General features: G+C 52.6%; 20 protein-coding genes. 15 read left to right on the plus strand and 5 right to left on the minus strand.

Features of this window, described 5'->3' with window-relative positions; genetic code table 11:
• The first annotated feature begins 25 nt into the window (after positions 1-25).
• Positions 26-577 (plus strand): phosphodiesterase, encoded by a 552-nt coding sequence (gene yfcE, locus OGY10_RS02160; RefSeq protein ID WP_008785353.1) that lies wholly within the window; start codon positions 26-28, stop codon positions 575-577.
• Positions 578-633: 56 nt separating this feature from the next.
• The gene (yfcD, locus tag OGY10_RS02165) at positions 634-1,188 is read left to right on the plus strand and encodes an NUDIX hydrolase YfcD (RefSeq protein WP_003834775.1); all 555 of its coding nucleotides are present in this window, start codon (positions 634-636) and stop codon (positions 1,186-1,188) included.
• A gap of 56 nt (positions 1,189-1,244) precedes the next feature.
• Here the strand turns inward: yfcD and yfcC are convergent, their stop codons facing one another.
• The 3 genes from yfcC to ackA all read right to left on the minus strand — a co-directional run bounded on the left by yfcC (position 1,245) and on the right by ackA (position 6,387).
• Positions 1,245-2,765 (minus strand): putative basic amino acid antiporter YfcC, encoded by a 1,521-nt coding sequence (gene yfcC, locus OGY10_RS02170; RefSeq protein WP_191226970.1) that lies wholly within the window; start codon positions 2,763-2,765, stop codon positions 1,245-1,247.
• A gap of 199 nt (positions 2,766-2,964) precedes the next feature.
• Positions 2,965-5,109 carry a phosphate acetyltransferase gene (pta, locus tag OGY10_RS02175; protein ID WP_008785351.1) on the minus strand — a complete coding sequence of 715 codons (2,145 nt, stop codon included), beginning with the start codon at positions 5,107-5,109 and terminating at the stop codon, positions 2,965-2,967.
• 75 nt (positions 5,110-5,184) lie between these two features.
• Positions 5,185-6,387 (minus strand): acetate kinase, encoded by a 1,203-nt coding sequence (gene ackA, locus OGY10_RS02180; RefSeq protein WP_003834770.1) that lies wholly within the window; start codon positions 6,385-6,387, stop codon positions 5,185-5,187.
• A gap of 339 nt (positions 6,388-6,726) precedes the next feature.
• Between ackA and yfbV the strand changes: the two genes are divergently transcribed.
• The 4 genes from yfbV to OGY10_RS02200 all read left to right on the plus strand — a co-directional run bounded on the left by yfbV (position 6,727) and on the right by OGY10_RS02200 (position 10,340).
• Complete coding sequence (gene yfbV, locus OGY10_RS02185) at positions 6,727-7,182, plus strand: terminus macrodomain insulation protein YfbV (protein WP_003028087.1); 456 nt, start codon at positions 6,727-6,729, stop codon at positions 7,180-7,182.
• 83 nt (positions 7,183-7,265) lie between these two features.
• The gene (locus tag OGY10_RS02190) at positions 7,266-7,760 is read left to right on the plus strand and encodes a YfbU family protein (protein WP_003028086.1); all 495 of its coding nucleotides are present in this window, start codon (positions 7,266-7,268) and stop codon (positions 7,758-7,760) included.
• Entirely contained in the window at positions 7,753-8,430 is a 678-nt protein-coding gene (locus OGY10_RS02195; RefSeq protein WP_008785348.1) for a sugar phosphatase, read from the plus strand. The genes OGY10_RS02190 and OGY10_RS02195 overlap by 8 nt, the downstream gene beginning before the upstream one ends.
• A 77-nt stretch (positions 8,431-8,507) precedes the next feature.
• A complete protein-coding gene (locus tag OGY10_RS02200; RefSeq protein ID WP_032944084.1) occupies positions 8,508-10,340 on the plus strand; it encodes an SLC13 family permease in 1,833 nt (610 codons plus the stop codon).
• A 63-nt stretch (positions 10,341-10,403) separates the two neighbouring features.
• On the opposite strand, the gene yfbR is transcribed toward OGY10_RS02200, so the two are convergent.
• The gene (gene yfbR, locus OGY10_RS02205; RefSeq protein WP_286576151.1) at positions 10,404-11,003 is read right to left on the minus strand and encodes a 5'-deoxynucleotidase; all 600 of its coding nucleotides are present in this window, start codon (positions 11,001-11,003) and stop codon (positions 10,404-10,406) included.
• An 83-nt stretch (positions 11,004-11,086) separates the two neighbouring features.
• A complete protein-coding gene (gene alaA / locus OGY10_RS02210) occupies positions 11,087-12,304 on the minus strand; it encodes an alanine transaminase AlaA (protein ID WP_003028082.1) in 1,218 nt (405 codons plus the stop codon).
• 927 nt (positions 12,305-13,231) lie between these two features.
• Here alaA and lrhA point away from each other — a divergent pair.
• The 9 genes from lrhA (at position 13,232) to nuoI (ending at position 23,982) form a co-directional block, all read left to right on the plus strand.
• The gene (gene lrhA, locus OGY10_RS02215; protein ID WP_003834760.1) at positions 13,232-14,170 is read left to right on the plus strand and encodes a transcriptional regulator LrhA; all 939 of its coding nucleotides are present in this window, start codon (positions 13,232-13,234) and stop codon (positions 14,168-14,170) included.
• Between the two features lie 627 nt (positions 14,171-14,797).
• Positions 14,798-15,241: an NADH-quinone oxidoreductase subunit NuoA gene (gene nuoA, locus OGY10_RS02220; protein ID WP_003028077.1), complete on the plus strand. Its 444-nt coding sequence runs from the start codon at positions 14,798-14,800 to the stop codon at positions 15,239-15,241.
• Positions 15,242-15,256: 15 nt separating this feature from the next.
• Positions 15,257-15,919, plus strand: coding sequence for an NADH-quinone oxidoreductase subunit NuoB (gene nuoB, locus OGY10_RS02225; RefSeq protein WP_003028075.1), 663 nt, complete (start codon positions 15,257-15,259; stop codon positions 15,917-15,919).
• Between the two features lie 85 nt (positions 15,920-16,004).
• Complete coding sequence (gene nuoC, locus OGY10_RS02230) at positions 16,005-17,807, plus strand: NADH-quinone oxidoreductase subunit C/D (RefSeq protein WP_003834757.1); 1,803 nt, start codon at positions 16,005-16,007, stop codon at positions 17,805-17,807.
• Positions 17,808-17,809: 2 nt separating this feature from the next.
• Positions 17,810-18,310: an NADH-quinone oxidoreductase subunit NuoE gene (nuoE, locus tag OGY10_RS02235; RefSeq protein ID WP_003028069.1), complete on the plus strand. Its 501-nt coding sequence runs from the start codon at positions 17,810-17,812 to the stop codon at positions 18,308-18,310.
• Positions 18,307-19,644 (plus strand): NADH-quinone oxidoreductase subunit NuoF, encoded by a 1,338-nt coding sequence (nuoF, locus tag OGY10_RS02240; protein ID WP_003834753.1) that lies wholly within the window; start codon positions 18,307-18,309, stop codon positions 19,642-19,644. Before nuoE ends, nuoF begins: the two co-directional genes overlap by 4 nt.
• An 80-nt stretch (positions 19,645-19,724) precedes the next feature.
• Positions 19,725-22,451 carry an NADH-quinone oxidoreductase subunit NuoG gene (gene nuoG, locus OGY10_RS02245; RefSeq protein WP_032941985.1) on the plus strand — a complete coding sequence of 909 codons (2,727 nt, stop codon included), beginning with the start codon at positions 19,725-19,727 and terminating at the stop codon, positions 22,449-22,451.
• Entirely contained in the window at positions 22,448-23,425 is a 978-nt protein-coding gene (gene nuoH, locus OGY10_RS02250; RefSeq protein ID WP_003028063.1) for an NADH-quinone oxidoreductase subunit NuoH, read from the plus strand. The genes nuoG and nuoH overlap by 4 nt, the downstream gene beginning before the upstream one ends.
• A gap of 14 nt (positions 23,426-23,439) precedes the next feature.
• Complete coding sequence (gene nuoI / locus OGY10_RS02255; RefSeq protein WP_003028062.1) at positions 23,440-23,982, plus strand: NADH-quinone oxidoreductase subunit NuoI; 543 nt, start codon at positions 23,440-23,442, stop codon at positions 23,980-23,982.
• The last annotated feature ends 8 nt before the right edge of the window (positions 23,983-23,990 follow it).

Raw genomic sequence — 23,990 nt, forward strand, 5'->3', positions numbered from 1 at the left:
GGTGATTTTCAGCGAGGAGTGAGTGATGAAACTGATGTTCGCATCGGACATTCATGGTTCGTTGCCAGCCACGGAACGCGTACTCGAACGGTTTGCTGCAAGCGGCGCGCAATGGCTGGTGATATTGGGTGATGTTTTAAACCACGGGCCGCGTAATGCGCTTCCAGAAGGCTATGCACCTGCGCAGGTTGCTGAACGGCTGAATGAGCTGGCATCGCGAATTATTGCGGTGCGTGGTAATTGCGACAGCGAAGTGGATCAGATGCTCCTGCATTTTCCGATGACTGCGCCGTGGCAGCAAATTCTGACAGAAAACCAGCGACTCTTTTTGACGCACGGACACCTTTTTGGCCCGCAAAATATGCCGGTGCTCAATGCGGGCGATGTTCTGGTTTATGGGCATACTCATCTGCCGGTTGCTGAGCGGCGCGAGGGTATCTATCATTTCAATCCCGGCTCGGTAAGCATCCCGAAAGGGGGCTTTGCGGCAAGTTACGGGATTCTGGATGATAATGTTCTCAGCGTAATGGCACTCAATGATCAAAGTGTTATTGCACAGGTCGAGATTAATCCGTAATTTACCCCACAAACATAAACGCGCCGTAAGAGCGCCAGAAAAAAGAAGGTTTCCTGATGGTGGAACAGCGTCGTTTGGCAAGTACGGAATGGGTGGATATTGTGAATGAAGACAACGAAGTCATTGCACAGTCCAGCCGGGAACAAATGCGGGCGCAACGCTTACGCCATCGTGCAACGTATATCGTTGTGCATGATGGTATGGGCAAAATTCTGGTTCAACGTCGCACTGAGACAAAAGATTTTTTGCCCGGCATGCTGGATGCCACCGCAGGCGGTGTGGTTCAGGCTGACGAGCAGATGCTGGAATCAGCGCGTCGTGAAGCAGAAGAGGAACTGGGGATTGCGGGCGTGCCGTTTGCCGAGCATGGTCAGTTTTACTTTGAAGACCAGAACTGTCGCGTATGGGGGGGGTTGTTTAGCTGCGTTTCCCACGGACCGTTTGCGCTTCAGGAAGATGAGGTCAGTGAAGTTTGCTGGTTGACGCCGGAAGAAATTACCGCGCGCTGCGACGAATTTACACCGGACTCCCTGAAAGCCCTGGCGCTGTGGATGACCCGCAACGCCAAGAATGAAGGGGCGAAAGCCGAAAAGCAGGAAGAAGCTGAGTAAACTCTGTTCATCCGGCCTACTGCGTCGAGAAATCGAGTAGGCCGGACGCACACTTTTTAATGGTAACCCATCATCTGCGCGCCAATCACCACCACGCTGGACATAATAAACAGCAGTCCCAACAGTGTAGCACCTACCTTCAGCCAGTTACGAAAATCCACCCGACAAACGCCTAACGTAGCCATCAGAGATGCTGACGTCGGATAGATAATATGACTGAATCCGTCGCCAAACTGGAAGGCCAGGACTGTGACCTGACGGTTTACGCCAACCAGATCGCCCAGCGGTGCCAGTAGCGGCATGGTTAACGCAGCCTGACCAGAGCCGGAAGTGACGAAGAAATTAAATACTGCCTGGAACAATAGCATAAACCACGCCGCGATGGCGTTATCCAGCCCGCTGATGCCATTGGCAATGCTGTGCAGCAGAGTGTTTAACACGCTGGCTTCACCCGCCTCTCCATTACCGACCAGCAGTAAAATGCCTTTGGCAAAACCAACCAGCAGGGCAGGGGCAATCATCATTCGTGCGCCCTCAGTGAATGAGGAGGCCATGATGTTGAGCGTCATGCCGTTGAGCCGAAACACGACGCCGATAATGCCAATCACCAGACCCATCGTGAAGAACTGACTGGCGATCTCAGGAATAAACCACGCGTTGACGATAACGCCCCAGACAACCCAAATCATCACAGCGGTCAGCACCACTAGCACTAACCAGTCGCCCAGCGTGAAGCGTCGTTCCACGACTTCGTCCTGCTGCTCGCGAAAGAAGCGGTCGGATTCATGTACCCGGGACAAAAGCGGATTCTTTTTGATACGCGCCGCATAGGCCAGCGTGAAGGTCAGCCCGATTAGTGTAGCGATCACCCAGACCACGATGCGTAGCCCGGAACCAGAGAGCACCGGTACCCCCGCAATACCTTGCGCGACTACCACGCAAAATGGGTTCATCCATGAGCTGGCGAAACCAATCTGAGTCGCGATATAGGTAACCAGCACGGTGGTGATACTGTCGTAACCTAGGCGTACCATCAAAGGCGCGATGATAATGGCAAAGGCAACAGCCTCTTCCCCCATGCCAAACACCGCGCCGCCTAAGGAGAAGAGAATAAACAGCACTGGGATAAACAGGACCTCGTTGCCCCGCGTATGGCGAATGAGCGCCAGGATGCCGTTATCAATGGTGCCGGTACGCATAACGATGCCGAATGCGCCGCCAATGACCAGCATAAACATAATGATGCCGACAGCAGTGCCGAATTTCGAGCCGGAGGTTAATCCTTCAAACGGGAAATTCATCAGGCCTGGGCGTTCATCTCCGGTGGTGAATAACTGCACCCGGTGATACTGCTCTTCACCTGCGTCGTTGGTCAGAATACGAAAGGAATGGGGGTCAACCACCTTACGGGTTTTGGTTTGTCCATCAACCTGATACTGAACTTCCTGGCTGTCGAACATCCCGACGGGAACAACCCATGTTGCCAGACTGGTTAAAATGGCGACGAAAAAAATAATCACCAGCGTGTCGGGCATCGCCCATTTTTTAGCTGGCTGTGATTCTGTTACTGCTGACATGAAAGACTATCCCTGTTGCAACGCAAAAGAGAGTAAGTATGCGAACAGAAGAATAGTTATTCATTGATGCAGCGCATCCAGCCAAATGTTTCAGATTATGCCAAAGGGGAAAAAGACATAAAAAAACCGGAAATATCAGCTATTTCCGGTTTGATAAGCAGATGTGTTGCCGGATAAGAGATCCGGCACACTCGGCAGATTACTGCTGCTGCTGGGAAGACTGGATCGCGGTCAGTGCGATGGTGTAGACGATATCGTCTACCAGCGCGCCACGAGACAGGTCGTTCACCGGCTTGCGCATACCCTGCAGCATTGGCCCGATGGAGATCAGGTCGGCAGAACGCTGTACCGCTTTGTAAGTGGTGTTACCGGTGTTCAGATCCGGGAAGATGAACACGGTAGCGCGACCTGCAACCGGAGAGTTCGGCGCTTTGGATTTCGCTACGTCAGCCATAACGGCGGCGTCGTACTGCAGCGGACCGTCGATCATCAGGTCAGGACGTTTTTCCTGTGCCAGACGGGTTGCTTCGCGAACTTTCTCTACGTCACTACCTGCACCAGAAGTACCGGTGGAGTAGGAGAGCATCGCTACGCGCGGTTCGATACCGAAGGCAATTGCGGAATCAGCGGACTGAATCGCGATTTCTGCCAGCTGCTCTGCAGTCGGATCCGGGTTGATCGCGCAGTCGCCATAAACGTAAACCTGATCCGGCAGCAGCATGAAGAACACGGAAGACACCAGAGAGCTACCCGGTGCAGTTTTGATCAGCTGCAGCGGCGGACGGATGGTGTTCGCGGTGGTGTGTACTGCACCAGAAACCAGACCGTCAACATCGTCCTGTTCCAGCATCAGGGTACCGAGAACCACGTTGTCTTCCAGCTGTTCGCGGGCAACGGTTTCGGTCATACCTTTGTTTTTACGCAGTTCGACCAGGCGAGCAACGTAGCTTTCGCGAACCACATCTGGATCAACGATTTCTACACCAGCGCCCAGTTCAACGCCCTGAGAGGCTGCAACGCGGGTGATCTCATCCGGGTTACCCAGCAGTACGCAGGTTGCGATACCACGTTCAGCACAGATGGCTGCCGCTTTAACGGTGCGCGGTTCGTCGCCTTCCGGCAGAACAACGCGTTTGCCCGCTTTGCGTGCCAGCTCGGTCAACTGGTAACGGAACGCTGGCGGAGACAGACGACGGCTGCGCTCAGAGGTCGCAGTCAGGGATTCAATCCAGTCAGCGTTGATGTAGTTAGCAACGTATTCCTGAACTTTCTCAATGCGCTCGTGATCGTCAACCGGAACTTCCAGGTTGAAGCTCTGCAGGCTCAGAGAGGTCTGCCAGGTGTTGGTGTTTACCATGAATACCGGCAGGCCGGTTTCAAATGCACGTTCGCACAGTTTAGTGATGCGCGCGTCCATTTCGTAGCCGCCAGTCAGCAGCAGGGCACCGATTTCCACGCCGTTCATGGCCGCTAGGCATGCTGCAACCAGTACGTCAGGACGATCTGCGGAAGTTACCAGCAGGGAGCCTGCGCGGAAGTGTTCCAGCATATGTGGAATGCTGCGTGCGCAGAACGTCACAGACTTCACGCGACGGGTGTTGATATCGCCTTCGTTTACGATGGTGGCGTTCAGGTGACGCGCCATATCGATTGCACGAGTAGCGATCAGATCGAAGCTCCATGGCACCGCGCCCAGAACCGGCAGCGGACTGGATTCTTGCAGTTTAGCCGGATCAACTTTGATCACTTTCGCTTTGGAAGAGTCGTCGAAAATCTCGGACAGATCCGGGCGAGTACGGCCCTGCTCATCAACCGGTGCGTTCAGTTTGTTAACGATTACGCCGGTGATGTTGGTGTTTTTCGCGCCGCCGAAGCTGCTGCGAGTCAGTTCAATACGCTCGTTCAGCTGTTCCGGGGTGTCGGTACCCTGAGACATAACGAAGACGATTTCCGCGTTCAGCGTTTTCGCGATTTCGTAGTTCAGAGACTGCGCGAACTGATGTTTACGGGTTGGGACCAGGCCTTCAACCAGTACAACTTCAGCGTCTTTGGTGTTCGCGTGGTAGTTCGCGATGATCTCTTCCATCAGCACATCTTTCTGATTGCTGGACAGCAGAGATTCAACGTGGCTCATCTTCAGCGGCTCAGCGGCTGGCAGAGAAGAGTTAGCACGGACGATGCTGGTAGTCTGGTCTGGCGCATCGCCACCGGCACGCGGTTGAGCGATCGGCTTAAAGACGCTCAGACGAACGCCTTTGCGTTCCATTGCGCGGATCACGCCAAGGCTGACGCTGGTCAGGCCGACGCTGGTTCCGGTAGGGATCAGCATAATAATACGGGACACGGTTTATCCTCTTTCGTTACCGCCAATTTAGACGGGTTACAAAACAGCACCGCCAGCTAGGCTGGCGGTGTGAAATCAGGCAGTCAGGCGGCTCGCGTCTTGCGCGATAACCAGTTCTTCGTTGGTTGGGATAACCAGCGCAGGACGGGTACCTTCTTTGTTGATGAAACCAGATTTGCCGAAACGTGCGGCCAGGTTACGTTCGTGGTCAACTTCAAAGCCCAGAACGCCCAGTTTGCCCAGAGACAGTTCACGAACCATCGCTGCGTTTTCACCGATACCACCGGTGAAGACAACTGCATCCAGACGACCATCCATCAGCGCAGTGTAAGAACCGATGTATTTCGCCAGACGGTGGCAGTAAACGTCCATTGCACGTTTAGCGTCTTCTTTAGTAGCGTAGTTATCTTCAACATAACGGCAGTCGCTGGTGACTTCGGTCAGACCCAGCAGGCCGGACTCTTTGGTCAGCATTTTGTTGATCTGGTCAACGCTCATGCCCAGGGTATCGTGCAGGTGGAAGATGATCGCCGGGTCGATGTCACCGGAACGCGTACCCATCACCAGACCTTCCAGCGGGGTCAGACCCATGGAGGTATCAACACATTTACCGTTACGGATAGCAGATACAGAACCGCCATTGCCCAGGTGGCAAGTGATGATGTTCAGCTCTTCAACCGGTTTGTTCAGCACTTTTGCCGCTTCCTGAGTAACGAAGAAGTGGCTGGTACCGTGCGCGCCGTAACGACGAACGCCGTGTTCTTTGTACAGGCTGTACGGCAGAGCATAGAGGTAAGACTCTTCCGGCATAGTCTGATGGAACGCGGTGTCGAATACAGCCACGTTTTTGTCTTTCAGATTAGGGAAGGATTTCAGCGCTTCTGCGATACCGATCAGGTGAGCCGGGTTATGCAGTGGTGCGAAAGAGGCAGAATCTTTGATGCCCTGAATAACGGAATCATCGATAACCACGGAGCTGGTGTACTTCTCGCCGCCGTGTACGATACGGTGACCAATAGCGGTCAATTGCGCAGACAATTCTGGTTTTTGTGCCAGAATAGTGTTAACGATAAAGTTCAGCGCTTCACTGTGAGCGGCGCCTGCACCTAAAGCCGCTTCTTGTTTACCGCCGTCCATTTTCCACTTGATACGTGCTTCTGGGAGATGGAAACATTCGGCTAAACCAGAGAGGTATTCTTCACCGTTTACTGCATCGATGATGGCAAATTTCAGTGAGGAGCTACCGCAGTTCAGAACCAGTACTAACTTACTCGACATGGAAGTACCTATTTATGATACGTGGCTAAAAAAACGTCAGGGAGTCATAGAGCGTAGCGCATGATGACACCGACGTTTATGATTAACATCATGCGCCATAGTCTTTTTGGGCACGATGGAATAAATACCTTTGAGTCTATGTCATTTTGCGTATTTTTCAGGCAATGGCATAATGTATGCCAATTTGACGACTCAATGATTTTGGACTACAGGCCTTACAGGCCGGCACAGGATACCTGAATGTGGGTATCAAAGACAAAATGTTTTGAACGATGTCCCTTGTAGTTGTTGTTTTGCACAAATTTTTTAATTTTTATATGTGAAGTTGAGGTAACCGCCATGTCGACACCGGATAATCGCTCCGTCAATTTTTTTAGCTTGTTTCGCCGGGGGCAGCACTATGCAAAGACGTGGCCAATGGAAAAGCGCCTTGCGCCCGTGTTTGTTGAGAACCGCGTGATCCGCATGACGCGTTACGCGATCCGTTTTATGCCGCCTATCGCCGTCTTCACCTTATGTTGGCAAATTGCGTTAGGGGGGCAGTTGGGCCCGGCCGTGGCGACTGCGCTGTTTGCGCTTAGCCTGCCGATGCAGGGGATGTGGTGGCTGGGAAAACGTTCCGTAACGCCGCTGCCGCCTTCAATTCTCAATTGGTTCTACGAAGTTCGGGGTAAATTGCAAGAAGCTGGGCAGGCGCTCTCTCCGGTAGAAGGAAAGCCGGATTACCAGGCGCTGGCTGACACGCTTAAGCGCGCCTTCAAACAACTGGATAAAACTTTCCTTGATGATTTGTAATTGACCCCTGATTACGCATATAAAAGAAGGCACAAGATGCCTTCTTTTTTTTCATCGCAGTAGTAGTGATACAGGAGTCCCAAATGGAAATGACCAACGCTCAACGTCTGATTTTGTCGAATCAGTACAAAATGATGACTATGCTCGATCCAACTAACGCCGAGCGTTATCGTCGTTTGCAGACGATTATTGAACGCGGTTACGGCTTGCAGATGCGTGAGCTGGATCGTGAGTTTGGTGAACTGACGGAAGAAACCTGTCGTACGATTATCGATATTATGGAGATGTATCACGCATTACATGTGTCCTGGACTAATCTTAAGGATGCGCAGGCTATTGATGAGCGTCGCGTGACCTTCCTCGGTTTTGACGCCGCAACGGAAGCCCGTTTCCTCGGGTACGTTCGTTTTATGGTCAATGTGGAAGGTCGTTACACCCACTTTGATGCGGGTACGCATGGCTTCAACGCCCAGACCCCAATGTGGGAAAAATATCAGCGTATGCTGAATGTTTGGCACTCTTGCCCGCGTCAGTATCACCTGAGCGCGAATGAAATTAACCAAATCATTAATGCCTGAGGGGGCGAGCGTGCAGTGCAAAGGTTTTCTGTTTGATCTGGATGGAACGCTGGTCGATTCCTTACCCGCAGTAGAGCGTGCGTGGTGCAACTGGGCCGATCGCTTCGGCCTCGATCACGCCGAGGTACTCGGCTTTATTCATGGTAAGCAGGCCATTACCTCCCTGCGACACTTTATGGTGGGCAAGTCTGAGGCAGAGATCGCCGCGGAATTTACCCGTCTGGAACAGATCGAAGCGACGGAAACCGCCGGGATCACCGCGCTGCCGGGGGCAGTTGATTTACTCAACCATCTCAATAAAGCAGGTATTCCATGGGCGATTGTGACCTCCGGTTCTATGCCAGTCGCACGTGCGCGTCATCGTGTTGCCGGGCTTCCTGCTCCTGAAGTGTTTGTCACCGCCGAGCGGGTAAAAAGAGGGAAACCAGAGCCAGACGCGTATCTGTTAGGCGCTCAGCTTCTGGGCCTGGCACCGCAGGAATGTGCAGTGGTGGAAGATGCCCCCGCCGGGGTGCTCTCAGGACTGGCTGCTGGGTGTCATGTCATCGCGGTTAACGCGCCAGCGGATACGCCGCGTCTGGACGAAGTTGATTTTTCGCTGACCAGTCTGGAACATATTTCTGTGACCAAACAACCCAACGGAAATGTGGTCGTTATAAGAAATACCTGATCATGATTTAGCCCCAGATTGTTGGGGCTTTTTTATGGCAGAATCAGTCCATCCCTCTCATTTAACAAGGATATGTTGTGAACGGTGAATTGATATGGGTTCTCTCATTGCTGGCGATTGCCGTCGTCTTGTTTGCAACTGGCAGAGTGCGTATGGACGCGGTCGCTTTGCTGGTCATTATTGCCTTTGTTCTGAGCGGAACATTGAGCATCACAGAGGCTTTTTCCGGGTTCAGCGATCCTAACGTTATTTTGATAGCGGCTTTATTCATTATCGGCGACGGCCTGGTGCGTACCGGCGTGGCGACGGTAATGGGTGCCTGGCTGGTGAAGGTCGCCGGCAGCAGTGAAGTCAAAATGCTGGTGTTGCTGATGATAACCGTAGCCGGACTCGGTGCCTTCATGAGTTCGACCGGTGTGGTCGCCATCTTTATTCCGGTTGTCTTAAGCGTTTCTATGCGCATGCAAATCTCCCCCTCACGGCTGATGATGCCGTTGAGCTTTGCCGGATTGATAAGCGGCATGATGACGCTGGTGGCAACGCCGCCGAACCTGGTCGTCAACAGTGAATTGTTACGTGAAGGACTTAACGGTTTTAGCTTTTTTAGCGTAACCCCACTGGGACTGGTGGTGTTGGTACTCGGCATAATTTATATGCTGGTGATGCGTTTTATGCTGAAAGGTGAAGACTCCGGGCAGCCGGGAGACGGCTGGAAGCGCCGGACCTTTCGCGATCTGATCAAAGAATATCGCCTGACAGGGCGTGCCCGTCGCCTGGCGATTCGCCCGGGTTCTCCCATGATTGGCCAACGTCTGGATGATCTGAAATTGCGTGAGCGCTACGGGGCAAACGTGATTGGTGTTGAACGCTGGCGGCGTTTTCGCCGCGTGATTGTCGATGTTAACGGGGTTTCTGAGTTCCGTGCCCGTGACGTATTGCTGATCGATATGTCAGCGGCCGACGTCGACCTGCGTGAATTTTGCAGCGAGCAACTGTTGGAGCCGATGGTGCTGCGTGGTGAATACTTTTCCGAGCAGGCGCTTGACGTGGGTATGGCCGAGATTTCATTAATCCCTGAATCGGAATTGATCGGCAAAACGGTACGGGAAATCGCTTTTCGTACGCGTTATGGCCTGAATGTCGTCGGACTGAAGCGTGATGGTACGGCACTGGCCGGAGCGGTGGTGGATGAACCACTGCTGATGGGCGATATCATTCTGGTAGTGGGTAACTGGAAACTCATCACTTTGTTGGGGCAAAAAGGGCGCGATTTCGTGGTGCTGAATATGCCCGTGGAAGTCAGTGAAGCTTCTCCGGCGCACAGCCAGGCGCCGCATGCGATTTTCTGTCTGGTGCTGATGGTCGCGTTAATGCTTACCGATGAAATCCCTAATACGGTTGCCGCGATTATCGCCTGTTTGCTGATGGGAAAATTCCGCTGCATCGATGCCGAAAGCGCCTATAAAGCCATTCACTGGCCAAGTATTATTTTGATTGTCGGAATGATGCCCTTTGCGCTGGCATTACAGAAAACGGGCGGTGTTGATCTGGTGGTTAAAGGGCTAATGGACGTTGGTGGAGGGTACGGCCCGTATATGATGCTGGGCTGCCTGTTCGTGCTGTGCGCGACCATTGGGTTATTTATCTCTAACACTGCGACGGCGGTACTGATGGCGCCGATTGCGCTGGCGGCAGCAAAGTCGATGGGCGTTTCGCCGTATCCTTTTGCGATGGTGATTGCGATGGCGGCTTCCGCAGCCTTTATGACGCCAGTGTCTTCACCGGTAAACACACTGGTACTCGGGCCGGGTAACTACAGCTTTAGCGATTTCGTAAAAATTGGCGTGCCGTTTACCATCATTGTGATGGTGGTGTGCGTGGTGATGATCCCGATGCTGTTTCCGTTTTGATTTTTATGTGCCGGATGGCGGCTAACGCCTCATCCGGCCTACAAAGGAAGTGTCGCCGCAAACTTACAATGGAGAATCCTGACTGATTTCATCTAATGAGAGGTGAAAACTCGGGACGAATACGTCCATAAAGTAGTCCATCTCTTCGCTGCGTCGTGACTCCAGCGTTTTTTCCAGACGCGTTTTTGCCAGCAAAAATTCGTTGTTACCGGCAGAGAGTTCTTCCAGGCACTTCAGATACGCGCACAGGGCATCCGCCTGTTTAACAATCGACCTCTCTTCTTCACTTAAGGCATGTTCATCAATGAGCGGCGCAAAAATATCGCGCAGCTCATCGGGAACCATATCGACCAGTTTTTGTTGGGCAATTTTCTCTATCGCTTTATATTCCTGAGCAATCTGAGAGTTGAAATATTTCACTGGGGTAGGGAGATCGCCGGTTAACACCTCTGACGCATCGTGATATATCGCCAGCAGGGCAATACGCTCAGCATTAACCTGACCACCAAATTTACGGTTTTTAATTGCGGCCAGCGCATGGGCAACCATGGCAACCTGCAGACTGTGTTCGGACACGTTTTCGGTGCGCACGTTGCGCATCAGCGGCCAGCGATTAATGAGTTTCAGACGGGAGAGGTGGGCAAAAAAGTGGCTCTGCTTCATAATGACCCTTACTCAGTGACTTCAGTAACGGTATTTTGCGCAGAGAGTGCTACCGGATGCAAACCCGGCAGCACTTTGCGTAGTTACAGCTGGCGATACCCTGACAGGAAACGCTCAAATTTACTCAGCGACATTTCGATATCGTCAATACGCGGTAGCGTGACGATGCGGAAATGATCCGGCCACGGCCAGTTGAATGCCGTCCCCTGGACCAGCAGTACTTTTTCCTGCAACAGGAAGTCGAGTACCATCTTCTGGTCGTCATGAATATTAAAGCGTTTAGCATCAATTTTCGGGAACATATACAGCGCACCGCGCGGTTTTACGCAAGAGACGCCGGGGATGTCATTAAGCAGTTCCCAGGCGCGGTTACGTTGCTCATACAGACGTCCGCCTGGCATGATGAATTCGCTGATGCTCTGATATCCACCCAGTGCGGTCTGAATGGCATGTTGTGCCGGAACGTTGGCACACAGGCGCATAGAAGCCAGCATCTCAAGGCCTTCGATATACCCTTTGGCATGTTTCTTCGGTCCGTTCAGTACCATCCAGCCCTGGCGGAAACCGGCAACACGATAGGTTTTTGACAGGCCGTTAAAGGTAATAGTCAGCAGGTCAGGGGCCATTGCCGCAATCGAGTGGTGCTCGGCGTCATCGTAAAGAATTTTGTCGTAAATCTCGTCCGCAAAGATGATGAGATTGTTTTGGCGGGCAATCTCAACAATCTCCATCAGCAGCTCTTTAGAATACACCGCGCCAGTAGGGTTGTTTGGGTTGATGATGACGATCCCACGGGTACGCGGCGTAATTTTGGCGCGGATATCATCCAGGTCCGGGAACCAGTCTGACGATTCGTCACACAGGTAGTGCACGGCATTACCACCAGAGAGCGAAACCGCCGCCGTCCACAGTGGATAATCAGGTGCAGGAACCAGCATTTCGTCCCCACTGTTTAGCAATGCCTGCATGGCCTGCACAATCAATTCAGATACGCCGTTACCGATATAGATATCTTCCACGGTTACGTCGCGCATCCCACGGGCCTGGTAATGCTGCATGATTGCTTTGCGGGCTGAATAAAGGCCTTTGGAATCGCAATATCCTTGCGCAGTTGGCAAATTGCGGATCACATCCACCAAAATTTCATCTGGCGCTTCAAACCCGAAAGGCGCAGGGTTGCCGATGTTCAGTTTCAGAACTTTGTTGCCTTCTTCTTCCAGGCGCTTTGCTTCCTTCAGAACCGGGCCGCGAATGTCATAACAGACGTTTTCTAATTTGCTGGATTTTTCAATGGGGGACATGAACGTTGACCTTTTTAGCTGTGAATGCCACTCCCTGCCGTGGAAGTCAGCCCAGCACAATGTACTCCCACGACGGTGAGTTTTGAAGGGTCTTTAGTAGAATATTTTGGAAAGCAGGGGGATTATAATTCACTGTTAATAACTAAATAATGTGATTTTTGTAGAGTAATGATCTGGATTATTGTGTTTTTTGTGGTTTATATTTTGCTTTGTTAGTGTGGGTATGGTGATTTGTCTGGTCAAAAAAAGTTAGGCCTGTAAAGAAAAAGGTAGCTGAGATCTCAGCTGAATGGCGTAATTCGAAAATACTGAGGTTTGGCCTGCGAAATCTGTTATCGGTCTGATCCCTGCGTGACGCGGTGTGAATCCATTGTTAAGCATAATTAATGAATTGAGGAATTCTTAATTAATTATTATTTATTATTTAAACGACATCAAATTGAGTTGGCCAATAATACGAAAACCGTTGCACTGACATAACACCAATTTGCCCGGAATTATTCGCGATAACACTTATAAATATAGTGGTTTTAGGTTAAGATAACTCCTATGAAATGGTGTGTAGTACGAATTTTACGATAATTCAAATGTTTGTTGGTTGTTCCTAACATCCTGAAAAGTTAGTTTTTAATGTGTAAATTATTGTTCGTTAACTATTTTTTAAATTTACAAAATTTACATGTTTCCCATTAGTCAGAATCATCCAGCAGCTAAAAATACGGCTCTTTCTCGTTGCTATATTCCGATGAATATCACGGGTATTAAAATAGCTCAGAAAGAGAATTGTTTCGTTTGTTAAACCAAATACATCCTTATTTTCACTTGGTTACACTAAGCGAAACTGAAGGGAGGCACATTACAAATGGAGTTGTTTGATTCTGAATGCACAGCATTAACCCGGTATGACCCGCGAGTAAGTGAAAAACTATGATAAATGCAAATCGTCCGATAATTAACCTCGACCTCGATCTGCTGAGAACCTTTGTTGCTGTTGCCGACCTGAATACCTTTGCGGCTGCGGCAGCTGCGGTGTGTCGAACTCAGTCTGCGGTAAGTCAGCAAATGCAGCGTCTTGAACAACTTGTGGGGAAAGAGTTGTTCGCGCGCCATGGACGCAACAAACTGCTGACCGAACACGGTATCCAGCTGTTGGGTTACGCCAGGAAAATACTGCGATTTAATGATGAGGCATGCTCATCATTGATGTTTAACAATCTTCAGGGGGTGTTAACTATCGGTGCTTCTGATGAATCCGCCGATACCATACTCCCTTTTCTGCTTAACCGTATAAGTTCGGTTTATCCGAAACTTGCACTGGATGTCAGAGTGAAACGCAACGCCTACATGGTGGAGATGCTTAAGTCGCAAGAAGTGGATTTAGTGGTCACCACTAACCGACCTGGCGATTTTGAGTGCCTGAATTTGCGAACTTCACCGACGCACTGGTATTGCGCAGCCGAATATATCCTGCAAAAAGGGGAACCGGTGCCGTTAGTTCTGCTGGACGATCCCAGCCCGTTTCGCGATATCGTGCTGGCGACGTTGAATGCCGCACAGATCCCGTGGCGTTTGGCTTATGTCGCTTCAACATTGCCTGCGGTTCGCGCGGCGGTAAAAGCAGGGCTGGGCGTTACTGCCCGTCCTGTCGAAATGATGAGCCCGGATTTACGCGTACTGGGTGCGGCGGACGGATTGCCACCTCTGCCTGATACCGAGTATCTGCTGTGCAGCGATCCGGCCACGCAAAATGAATTAGCTCAGGTTATCTTTAAGTCGATGCAGACATATCAAAATCCTTGGCAATACAATCAGTTTACCCCTGAAGGGGGAGATGACTCGCTGATTGTTGAAGGCGACTTTGAGTAAAGCGTCACAAAAAAAAGTTTTAAAATGTAAGTGTAAAAAAGAGCCACTGATGATGAAAAAACATCCAGCGGCTCTTTTTTTATGCAAATATTACTGCTTTCTGTTCATTCATATACTAAAACTTAACAAAATCAGCAGGTAAAAAAACAGACTGACAATAGGATGAAAAATAATCAGCTGAGTTGCTAAATGTTTCCATGTTAAAAAACTAGAGAAATTGTTGCTGTTTTTTATGGTGAATTAACAAAAGCGTGTCACAGATCAAGAAAATACTCCCATTTAGGGGGAGGCATCTGGGTGAATTCCTGTCAAAATAGACGTGTATTATCTTTTTTACTTCACTACGGACACGATTCAACAACATTAAAAATGACCGATGATGCAATCGAAATGGGTCTAAAGAGCACTTTATGTTAATGAAGTTGGAACAGTGTAAAATAATGTGAGGAAACTTTTGTTAAAGTTGACAAAAGGTTATAGAAAGGAGTAAAAAACCCCATCAATTAGCTGTATAAAATGATTTTTCACAGTGATTGTAAGGTTTTTTTTATTCCTCCCCATGAATCGATGTGGCGTTCATCTGCCGAAAAGAGCAGAGAATTTGGCGCTACTTTTGATGAGTAAGCAATGAGTATGTCAACATCCACTGAAATCATCGCTCATCACTGGGCATTCGCTATCTTTCTTATCGTTGCCATTGGCCTGTGCTGCCTGATGCTCGTCGGCGGCTGGTTTTTAGGGGGTCGCGCACGCGCGAGATCTAAAAACGTGCCGTTTGAATCAGGTATCGACTCGGTCGGCACCGCCCGCCTGCGCCTGTCTGCCAAGTTTTATCTGGTAGCCATGTTCTTCGTTATCTTCGACGTTGAAGCGCTGTATCTGTTCGCATGGTCAACTTCTATCCGTGAAAGCGGTTGGATTGGCTTTGTGGAAGCTGCAATTTTTATTTTTGTGTTACTGGCAGGTCTGGTTTATCTGGTGCGTATTGGCGCGCTGGACTGGACGCCCGCGCGTTCACGCCGCGAGCGTATGAACCCGGAAACGAACAGTATCGCTAATCGTCAACGCTAACCGCGAGGCATTAAGATGGATTATACGCTCACCCGCATAGATCCTAACGGTGAGAACGACCGTTACCCCCTGCAAAAACAGGAGATCGTAACCGACCCCCTGGAACAAGAAGTTAACAAAAACGTGTTCATGGGCAAACTGCATGACATGGTTAACTGGGGCCGTAAAAACTCAATTTGGCCATATAACTTTGGCCTTTCCTGCTGCTACGTTGAGATGGTGACCTCGTTTACCGCCGTGCACGATGTGGCCCGTTTTGGTGCGGAAGTACTGCGTGCATCGCCGCGTCAGGCTGACCTGATGGTCGTAGCCGGAACCTGCTTTACCAAAATGGCACCAGTTATTCAGCGCCTCTACGATCAGATGCTGGAACCGAAATGGGTTATTTCCATGGGCGCATGCGCCAACTCCGGCGGTATGTACGACATCTATTCTGTGGTGCAGGGCGTTGATAAATTTATTCCGGTCGATGTGTACATCCCGGGATGTCCGCCGCGCCCAGAAGCGTATATGCAGGCTCTGATGCTGCTGCAAGATTCCATTGGCAAAGAACGCCGCCCGCTCTCCTGGGTGGTTGGCGATCAGGGCGTTTATCGCGCCAATATGCAGTCAGAACGCGAGCGTAAACGCGGCGAACGTATTGCTGTAACGAATCTTCGTACACCAGACGAGATTTAATTTGCGCCTGTCGGCAGCAGCACTTCCTTCGCTTATCACTACATAAATAGCGCGAAGCACTGCCGACCACCACGGACCATTTGCAATGGTGAACAATATGACCGACTTAACCGCGCAAGACGCCGTATGGCAAACACGGGATCACCTTGATGACCCGGTCATTGGCGAACTGCGCAACCGTTTTGGGCCGGATGCCTTTACCGTTCAGGCGACTCGCACCGGGGTACCCGTTGTTTGGGTCAAGCGTGAACAATTACTGGAAGTTGGCGATTTCTTAAAGAGACTGCCGAAACCTTACGTCATGCTGTTTGACTTACACGGCATGGACGAACGTCTGCGTACGCACCGCGAAGGGTTACCTGCCGCGGATTTTTCCGTTTTCTATCACCTGATCTCCATTGAACGCAATCGCGATATCATGCTCAAGGTGGCTTTGTCTGAAAACGATCTGCGCGTACCGACTTTCACCAAACTGTTCCCGAACGCCAACTGGTATGAGCGTGAAACCTGGGAAATGTTTGGCATCGATATCGAAGGTCACCCGCACCTGACGCGTCTGCTGATGCCGCATACCTGGGAAGGTCATCCGCTGCGTAAAGACTACCCGGCGCGTGCGACCGAATTCGATCCGTTTGAGCTGACTAAAGCCAAACAGGATCTGGAAATGGAAGCGCTGACCTTCAAACCAGAAGATTGGGGTATGAAGCGTAGCACCGAAAATGAGGACTTCATGTTCCTCAACCTCGGTCCTAACCACCCGTCTTCTCACGGAGCTTTCCGTATTGTGCTGCAGCTTGATGGCGAAGAAATCGTCGACTGCGTACCTGACATCGGCTACCACCACCGTGGCGCTGAAAAGATGGGTGAACGTCAGTCCTGGCACAGCTACATTCCGTACACCGACCGTATTGAGTACCTCGGCGGCTGCGTAAACGAAATGCCTTACGTTTTGGCCGTTGAGAAGCTGGCTGGTATCACCACGCCGGATCGCGTCAACGTGATTCGCGTGATGTTGTCCGAACTGTTCCGTATCAACAGCCACCTGCTGTACATCTCCACGTTCATTCAGGACGTCGGCGCGATGACCCCGGTATTCTTCGCCTTTACCGACCGTCAGAAAATCTATGACGTGGTGGAAGCGATCACCGGTTTCCGTATGCACCCGGCCTGGTTCCGTATCGGCGGTGTGGCACACGATCTGCCGCGCGGTTGGGACAAGCTGCTGCGTGACTTCCTCGACTGGATGCCAAAACGTCTGGATTCTTACGAGAAAGCCGCACTGCGTAACACCATCCTGAAAGGCCGTTCGCAGGGCGTTGCCGCTTACGGTAAGAAAGAAGCGCTGGACTGGGGTTGTACCGGTGCTGCGCTGCGCGCGACCGGTATTGATTTCGACGTGCGTAAAGCGCGTCCGTACTCTGGCTACGAAAACTTTGACTTTGAAGTCCCGGTTGGCGGCGGCGTTTCTGACTGCTATACCCGCGTGATGCTGAAAGTTGAAGAGCTGCGCCAGAGTCTGCGCATCCTTGAGCAGTGCCTCAATAACATGCCGGAAGGCCCGTTCAAAGCGGATCACCCGCTGACGACGCCGCCGCCGAAAGAGCGCACGCTGCAACATATCGAAACCCTTATCACCCACTTCCTGCAGGTTTCGTGGGGCCCGGTTATGCCGGCAAACGAGTCCTTCCAGATGGTGGAAGCGACCAAGGGTATCAACAGTTACTACCTGACCAGCGATGGCAGCACCATGAGTTACCGTACCCGTATCCGTACCCCGAGCTATGCGCACCTGCAGCAGATCCCGGTAGCGGTACGTGGCAGCCTGGTGTCCGACTTAATCGTCCATCTGGGTAGTATCGATTTTGTTATGTCAGATGTGGACCGCTAATTATGCACGAGAATCAACAACCACAAACCGAGGCTTTTGAGCTGAGTGCGGCTGAGCGTGAAGCGATTGAGCACGAGAAGCACCACTACGAAGACCCGCGTGCGGCGTCCATTGAAGCGCTGAAAATCGTTCAGAAACAGCGTGGCTGGGTGCCGGATGGGGCGATCTATGCGATCGCTGATGTGCTGGGTATTCCGGCAAGCGACGTAGAAGGTGTTGCTACGTTTTATAGCCAGATCTTCCGCCAGCCGGTAGGTCGCCACGTGATCCGCTATTGCGACAGCGTGGTGTGCCATATCAACGGCTACCAGGGGATCCAGGCCGCGCTTGAGAAAAAACTCAACATCAAGCCGGGGCAGACGACCTTTGATGGTCGCTTTACGCTGCTGCCGACCTGTTGCCTGGGGAACTGCGATAAAGGGCCAAACATGATGATCGATGAAGATACTCATGCTCACCTGACCCCGGAAGGCATTCCCGAACTACTGGAGCGGTATAAATGAAAGACATTATCCGTACTCCCGAAACCCATCCGCTGACCTGGCGTCTGCGTGATGACAAACAGCCGGTCTGGCTGGACGAATACCGTAGCAAGAACGGCTACGAAGGTGCGCGTAAGGCCCTGACCGGGTTGTCACCGGACGAAATCGTTAATCAGGTAAAAGACGCTGGCCTGAAAGGGCGCGGCGGCGCGGGCTTTTCCACCGGTCTGAAGTGGAGCCTGATGCCGAAAGACGAATCCATGAACATCCGTTACCTGCTGTGTAACGCCGATGAAATGGAGCCGGGCACCTATAAAGACCGTCTGCTGATGGAACAGCTGCCGCACCTGCTGGTGGAAGGCATGCTGATTTCCGCGTTTGCGCTGAAAGCGTACCGTGGTTACATCTTCCTGCGCGGTGAATATATCGAAGCAGCCGTGCATCTGCGTCGCGCGATCGCCGAAGCGACCGAAGCCGGTCTGCTTGGCAAAAACATCATGGGCACCGGTTTCGACTTCGAACTGTTTGTCCACACCGGGGCAGGGCGTTATATCTGCGGTGAAGAAACCGCGCTGATCAACTCCCTCGAAGGTCGCCGTGCTAACCCACGTTCCAAGCCGCCGTTCCCGGCAAGCTCTGGCGCATGGGGCAAACCGACCTGCGTAAACAACGTCGAAACCCTGTGTAACGTACCGGCTATCCTCGCGAACGGCGTGGAGTGGTACCAGAACATTTCGAAGAGCAAAGACGCGGGCACCAAGCTGATGGGCTTCTCTGGTCGCGTGAAGAATCCTGGCCTGTGGGAACTGCCTTTCGGTACTACCGCGCGTGAGATCCTCGAAGATTACGCGGGTGGCATGCGCGATGGACTGAAGTTCAAAGCCTGGCAGCCAGGCGGCGCAGGGACTGACTTCCTGACCGAAGCACACCTCGATCTGCCGATGGAATTCGAAAGCATTGGTAAAGCAGGTAGCCGTCTGGGCACCGCGCTGGCCATGGCTGTCGATCACGAGATTGGCATGGTTCCTTTGGTGCGTAACCTCGAAGAGTTCTTTGCCCGCGAGTCCTGCGGCTGGTGTACGCCGTGCCGTGACGGTCTGCCGTGGAGTGTGAAAATTCTGCGCGCGCTGGAGCGTGGCGAAGGCCAGCCAGGGGATATCGAGACACTTGAGCAACTGTGTCGTTTCCTCGGCCCGGGTAAAACCTTCTGTGCACACGCACCGGGCGCAGTGGAACCGCTGCAGAGCGCCATTAAATATTTCCGCGAAGAATTCGAAGCTGGCATCAAGCAGTCCTTCAGCAATACCCATCAGATTGGTGGTATTCAGCCGAACCTGCTGAAAGAGCGCTGGTGATTACAGGGTTAGCCCTGTGTCGCGATAAGAAATTCGATTAACGCTCGGTTACGACCGAGCCAACTGGAAGCATGCTGACTATGGCTACGATTCATGTAGACGGCAAAGAATATGAGGTCAACGGAGCGGACAACCTGCTGGAAGCTTGTCTGTCTCTCGGCCTTGATATTCCGTACTTTTGCTGGCACCCGGCGCTGGGAAGCGTCGGTGCTTGCCGCCAGTGTGCGGTGAAGCAATATCAAAACGCGGAAGACACGCGTGGTCGCCTGGTGATGTCTTGTATGACACCGGCCACCGAAGGCACCTTTATTTCTATTGATGACGAAGAAGCGAAACAGTTCCGCGAAAGCGTCGTGGAGTGGTTGATGACTAACCACCCGCACGACTGTCCGGTCTGTGAAGAGGGCGGCAACTGCCACCTGCAGGATATGACCGTCATGACCGGTCACAGCTTCCGTCGCTACCGCTTCACGAAGCGTACTCACCGTAACCAGGACCTGGGGCCGTTCATCTCTCACGAAATGAACCGCTGCATCGCCTGCTATCGCTGCGTACGTTACTACAAAGATTACGCCGATGGCGCGGATCTGGGCGTCTATGGCGCACATGACAACGTCTACTTTGGCCGCCCGGAAGACGGTACGCTCGAAAGCGAGTTCTCCGGTAACCTGGTAGAAATTTGCCCGACCGGCGTCTTCACCGATAAAACGCACTCTGAGCGTTATAACCGTAAATGGGACATGCAGTTTGCGCCGAGCATCTGCCAGCAGTGTTCCATCGGCTGTAACACCAGCCCGGGCGAGCGCTACGGTGAACTGCGTCGTATCGAAAACCGTTATAACGGTACCGTTAACCACTACTTCCTCTGCGACCGTGGTCGTTTTGGCTATGGTTACGTGAACCTGAAAGACCGTCCGCGTCAGCCGGTACAGCGTCGTGGCGATGACCTGATCACGCTGAACGCCGAGCAGGCGATGCAGGGCGCGGCAGATATTCTGCGTCAGTCGAAGAAAGTAATTGGTATCGGCTCCCCGCGCGCCAGCGTTGAAAGTAACTTCGCGCTGCGTGAACTGGTGGGTGCGGATAACTTCTATACCGGTATCGCCCAGGGCGAGCAGGAACGTCTGCAACTGGCACTGAGCGTGCTGCGTGACGGCGGGATTCATACTCCGGCACTGCGCGAAATCGAATCTTATGATGCGGTTCTGGTGCTGGGCGAAGATGTCACCCAGACCGGCGCACGCGTTGCGCTGGCTGTGCGTCAGGCGGTGAAAGGTAAAGCGCGTGAAATGGCGGCGGCACAGAAAGTGGCTGACTGGCAGATCGCAGCAATCCTTAACATCGGCCAGCGTGCTAAGCACCCGCTGTTCGTTACCAACGTCGATAACACCCGTCTGGATGACATCGCCGCATGGACCTATCGTGCACCGGTTGAAGATCAGGCGCGTTTAGGTTTCGCTATCGCTCATGCGCTGGATAACAACGCTCCGGCGGTTGACGGTATCGACCGTGACCTGCAAAACAAAATTGACGTTATCGTTCAGGCACTGGCCGGGGCGAAGAAACCACTGATTATTTCCGGCACCAACGCCGGTAGCGCCGAAGTGATTCAGGCGGCTGCCAACGTGGCGAAGGCGCTGAAAGGCCGTGGTGCAGACGTCGGCATCACCATGATTGCTCGCTCTGTTAACAGCATGGGCCTGGGTATGATTGGCGGTGGTTCCCTTGACGATGCGCTGACCGAGCTGGAAACAGGTCGTGCTGACGCCGTTGTGGTGCTGGAGAATGACCTGCATCGCCATGCTTCAGCAACCCGTGTGAACGCAGCGCTGGCGAAAGCGCCGCTGGTACTGGTCATTGACCATCAGCGTACGGCAATTATGGAAAACGCTCATCTGGTGCTTTCCGCCGCAAGTTTCGCCGAAAGCGATGGTACGGTGATTAACAACGAAGGCCGCGCTCAGCGTTTCTTCCAGGTCTACGACCCGTCCTACTACGACAGTAACACCGTGATGCTGGAAAGCTGGCGCTGGCTGCACTCGCTGCACAGCACCGTGCAGAGCCGCGAAGTGGACTGGACGCAGCTCGACCACGTTATCGACGCGGTCGTTGAGAAGCTGCCGCAACTGGCGGGTATCAAAGATGCCGCGCCGGACGCAAGCTTCCGTATCCGTGGACAGAAATTGGCTCGTGAACCGCACCGTTACAGCGGTCGTACCGCAATGCGCGCTAACATCAGCGTACACGAACCGCGCCAGCCGCAGGACAAAGACACTATGTTCGCCTTCTCTATGGAAGGGAACAACCAACCGTCTGCGCCGCGTTCACAAATTCCGTTTGCCTGGGCTCCGGGCTGGAACTCCCCACAGGCGTGGAACAAGTTCCAGGATGAAGTGGGCGGTAAACTGCGTCATGGCGATCCGGGCGTGCGTCTGATCGAAGCTTCTGCAGATGGTATGGATTACTTCACTACCGTTCCGGCGAGCTTCCAGGCTCAGGATGGTCAGTGGCGTATAGCGCCGTACTACCATCTGTTTGGCAGTGACGAAATGTCCCAGCGTGCGCCAGTCTTCCAGACCCGTATGCCGCAGCCGTACATCAAACTCAACCCGGCTGATGCCGCGAAGTTGGGTGTTAATGCCGGTACGCGCGTTTCTTTCAGCTACGATGGCAACACGGTTACGCTGCCGGTTGAAATCGCTGAAGGATTAACGGCAGGGCAGGTTGGTTTGCCGATGGGTATGCCTGGCATCGCGCCGGTTCTGGCAGGTGCGCGTCTTGAGGATCTGCAGGAGGCACAACAATGAGTTGGATTACACCCGATCTGATTGAGATCCTGCTGAGCATTCTCAAAGCGGTCGTGATCCTGCTGGTGGTGGTCACCTGCGGGGCATTCATGAGCTTTGGCGAACGTCGTCTGCTGGGTCTGTTCCAGAACCGTTACGGACCGAACCGTGTTGGCTGGGGCGGTTCGCTCCAGCTGGTTGCGGACATGATCAAGATGTTCTTTAAAGAAGACTGGATCCCGAAATTCTCGGATCGCGTCATCTTTACCCTGGCACCGATGATCGCCTTCACCTCGCTGCTGCTGGCTTTCGCCATCGTGCCGGTGAGTCCGAACTGGGTGGTTGCTGACCTGAACATCGGGATCCTGTTCTTCCTGATGATGGCGGGCCTCGCGGTATACGCGGTGCTGTTCGCTGGCTGGTCCAGTAACAACAAATACTCCCTGCTCGGTGCGATGCGTGCGTCTGCGCAGACGCTGAGCTACGAAGTGTTCCTCGGGCTTTCCCTGATGGGCGTGGTGGCGCAGGCCGGTTCATTTAACATGACCGACATCGTCAACAACCAGGCTGATATCTGGAACGTTATTCCGCAGTTCTTTGGTTTTGTCACCTTTGCCATCGCGGGCGTGGCGGTGTGCCACCGTCACCCGTTTGACCAGCCAGAAGCCGAGCAGGAACTGGCCGACGGTTACCACATTGAATATTCCGGTATGAAATTCGGTTTGTTCTTCGTGGGTGAATACATCGGCATCGTCACCATTTCTGCACTGATGGTTACCCTGTTCTTCGGTGGCTGGCATGGCCCGTTCTTACCGCCATTCGTCTGGTTCGCGCTGAAAACCGCGTTCTTCATGATGATGTTCATTTTGATTCGTGCGTCGTTACCGCGTCCTCGTTATGACCAGGTAATGTCCTTCGGCTGGAAAGTCTGTCTGCCGCTGACGCTCGTCAACTTGCTGGTAACGGCGGCTGTCATTCTCTGGCAGGCGCAATAAGGGACACAAAGACCATGACCTTAAAAGAATTGTTCGTAGGTTTCGGCACCCAGGTACGCAGTATCTGGATGATCGGCCTGCATGCGTTCGCGAAACGCGAAACGCAGATGTATCCGGAAGAGCCGGTCTATCTACCGCCCCGTTTTCGTGGTCGTATCGTTCTGACTCGTGATCCAGACGGTGAAGAGCGCTGCGTTGCCTGTAACCTGTGTGCGGTAGCTTGTCCGGTAGGCTGTATTTCTCTGCAAAAAGCAGAGACCAAAGACGGCCGCTGGTATCCGGAGTTTTTCCGCATTAACTTCTCACGCTGCATTTTCTGCGGCCTGTGCGAAGAAGCCTGTCCGACTACGGCTATTCAGCTGACTCCAGATTTCGAGCTGGGTGAGTACAAGCGCCAGGACCTGGTTTACGAGAAAGAGGATCTGCTGATCTCCGGGCCGGGCAAATACCCGGAATATAACTTCTACCGGATGGCAGGTATGGCAATCGACGGCAAAGATAAGGGCGAAGCAGAGAACGAAGCTAAGCCTATCGACGTCAAGAGCCTGTTACCGTAAGGAGAGGG

This window comes from Citrobacter sp. Cpo148, assembly GCF_030332375.1.
Lineage (GTDB): Bacteria > Pseudomonadota > Gammaproteobacteria > Enterobacterales > Enterobacteriaceae > Citrobacter > Citrobacter portucalensis.